Source organism: Arthrobacter sp. SO3 (assembly GCF_020532825.1).
Classification (GTDB): domain Bacteria; phylum Actinomycetota; class Actinomycetes; order Actinomycetales; family Micrococcaceae; genus Arthrobacter.
Window position 1 is genome coordinate 1 of record NZ_MQTS01000164.1, and the last position, 2,554, is coordinate 2,554.

Genomic DNA, 2,554 nt, shown 5'->3' on the forward strand with positions numbered 1-2,554 from the left:
AGATGTGTATAAGAGACAGGTACTGGACCACGCCGTCAGGGACGAGGTACCAAACGGGGTTCCCGGCCGCCACGCGGGTGCGGCAGTCGGTTGAGGAGATCGCCATGGCGGGAACTTCGAGCAGGCTGACGTCCTTGCGGCCCATCCCGTCCAGGACGTGGCCGGGACGGGTGACCCCGACGAAGTGCGCGAGGGACCACAGCTCGTCGATGTCCTTCCAGGACAGGATCTGGGCCAGGGCGTCGGCGCCGGTAATGAAGAACAGGTCCGCGTCCGGACGCAGCGTGTGCAGGTCCCGGAGGGTATCGATGGTGTAAGTCGGGCCGGGCCGGTCCACGTCCACCCTGCTGACGGTGAACCGGGGGTTTGAGGCCGTGGCGATCACGGTCATAAGGTAGCGGTGCTCGGCCTCGCTGACCTTTTTGCTCATCTTCTGCCAGGGCTGGCCCGTGGGCACGAAGACCACTTCATCCAAGTTGAACTTGGCCGCGACCTCGCTGGCCGCGACAAGGTGGCCGTGGTGGATGGGATCGAACGTGCCACCCATCACACCCAGGCGCAGGCGGCGCTGGGCGCCGCGCTGCTTCCCGATGGCGGAAATATTAGTGCCCTTTACCGTGATCGTGCTTGTTCGGGTGCTGGCGGTGCGGGTCCGCGTGCTCCTCGACGGCTGCGTGGCGCTTGCCCAGGTTGGAGTAGGACAGCGTGATGAACAGCAGGACCATAAGGAGCGCGAACATGATGCCGCCAATGGCGAACGGCGGCGCAATAATTGGTGCGAGTTCCTCGTGGCCTGTTCCGCCGGCGGCGGCGACGACGATTGTGGCGATCTGCTGCGACAGCATGTTCTCCCCTAGTGAGTTCAAAATTTTACGACGGCGGGTATCCCCGCCGTTTCGGACTTCTGTTCCATGTTACAGCGTTGCTAGGCCCTGATCTGGCCTTCGCCCTGGACGATCCACTTGGTGGTGGTCAGTTCCGTCAACCCCATCGGACCGCGGGCGTGCAGCTTCTGGGTCGAGATGCCCACCTCGGCGCCCAGGCCGAGTTCGCCGCCGTCGGTGAACCGGGTGGAGGCGTTGACGATCACGGCGGCCGAATCAATCTCCGCGATGAAGCGTTCGGCGTTGCCGAGGTCATTGGTCAGGATGGCTTCGGTGTGGCCGGTGGACCAGGTGCGGATGTGCTTGACGGCGTCGTCCAGGCTGTCCACCATTGCCACGGCGAGGTCCAGGTCCATGTATTCGGTGGCCCAGTCCTCATCGGTGGCGCGGACCGAATCGACCGAGGCCGGGAGCGCGGCGCGGATCCGTTCGTCGGCGTGCAGGGTGACGCCGGCCGCGCGCAGGGCCGTGGCCACGGCCGGCAGCACCGTCGACGCGGAGTGGACCAGCAGGGTCTCGACGGTATTGCAGACACTGGGCCGCTGGGTCTTGGCGTTCAGCAGGATCTCCACGGCCATGTGCTCATCCGCCGAGGCGTCCAGGAAGATGTGCACGTTGCCCTCCCCGGTCTCGATCACGGGAACCTTGGCGTTCGTCACGACGGACTGGATCAGATCCCGGCCGCCGCGGGGAATCAGGACGTCGACCCGTCCGCGGGCGCGCATCAGGGCGTTGGCGCCTTCGCGGCCGTACTGGTCGACGCTCTGCACGGCGTCGGCGGGCAGGCCCACTGATTCGAGGGCGTCGCGGAGCACGGTGACGAGGGCGGCGTTGGTGGCGGCAGCCGCGGTCCCGCCCCGCAGGATGACAGCATTGCCGCTCTTCAGGCCGAGTCCGGCGATATCGACGGTAACGTTGGGGCGCGCCTCGTAGATGGCGGCGACGACGCCCAGGGGCACGTTGACCTGGCGCAGCCGCAGCCCGTTGGGGAGAGTCTGGCCACGCACGACGTTGCCGACCGGATCGGGCAGGTTGGCGAGGTTCTCCAGGGCGTCGGCGAGGCCCTGGATGCGGGCTTCCGTGAGGGTGAGCCGGTCCAGCATGGCCGCAGACGTGCCGTTGGTCTTCCCGGCGGCGACGTCCGTGGAATTGGCGGCCAGGATCTGGGCCTTGCGCTCCAGCAGCGCGGCCGCGATGGCACGGAGCCCGCGGTCCTTCCAGGCCCGGTTGGCACGGGACATCCTGCGGGCGGCCTGGCGCGAGCGGTCGGCGATGGCGTGGACGGCTGCTTCGACGTCGGCGGTTGAAGGTCGCATATTCTTCAGCTCGCGCAGCGGCGCTGCCTGCCTGGCATCGTTGGGAGTCTCCGGAGCTTGGGGAATCAGTGCCTCAGTCATCCTTCAAGTCTAGGCGGGCACGCCTGCTAAACCAGCACCAGATCGTCTACATGAACAACCTCGCGGTCAAATCCACGTCCCAGCGACTCACCGAGTTCCACCGTGGAGCGGCCCAGCATCTGCGGCAACTCGGCAGCGGAATAGTTGACCAGACCGCGCGCAACGACGGTGCCGTCTGCGGCGACCATTTCCACGGCGTCCCCCGCTTCGAAATTACCTTCCACCGCCGAGATCCCGGCCGGGAGCAGCGAGGTGTGGCGGTCGCGCACGGCC

4 protein-coding genes are annotated in these 2,554 nt (G+C 66.8%); all 4 read right to left on the reverse strand.

Features of this window, described 5'->3' with window-relative positions:
* On the reverse strand, positions 1 to 547 hold a 547-nt coding region (nadD, locus tag BJQ90_RS15305), incomplete at its 3' end, for a nicotinate-nucleotide adenylyltransferase (RefSeq protein ID WP_264197322.1).
* Between the two features lie 55 nt (positions 548 to 602).
* Complete coding sequence (locus BJQ90_RS15310) at positions 603 to 845, reverse strand: hypothetical protein (RefSeq protein ID WP_226761092.1); 243 nt, start codon at positions 843 to 845, stop codon at positions 603 to 605.
* Positions 846 to 925: 80 nt separating this feature from the next.
* Positions 926 to 2,281: a glutamate-5-semialdehyde dehydrogenase gene (locus BJQ90_RS15315; RefSeq protein WP_264197323.1), complete on the reverse strand. Its 1,356-nt coding sequence runs from the start codon at positions 2,279 to 2,281 to the stop codon at positions 926 to 928.
* 26 nt (positions 2,282 to 2,307) lie between these two features.
* Positions 2,308 to 2,554: PUA domain-containing protein (locus BJQ90_RS15320; RefSeq protein WP_319004644.1), on the reverse strand; the 247-nt coding region annotated here is incomplete at its 5' end.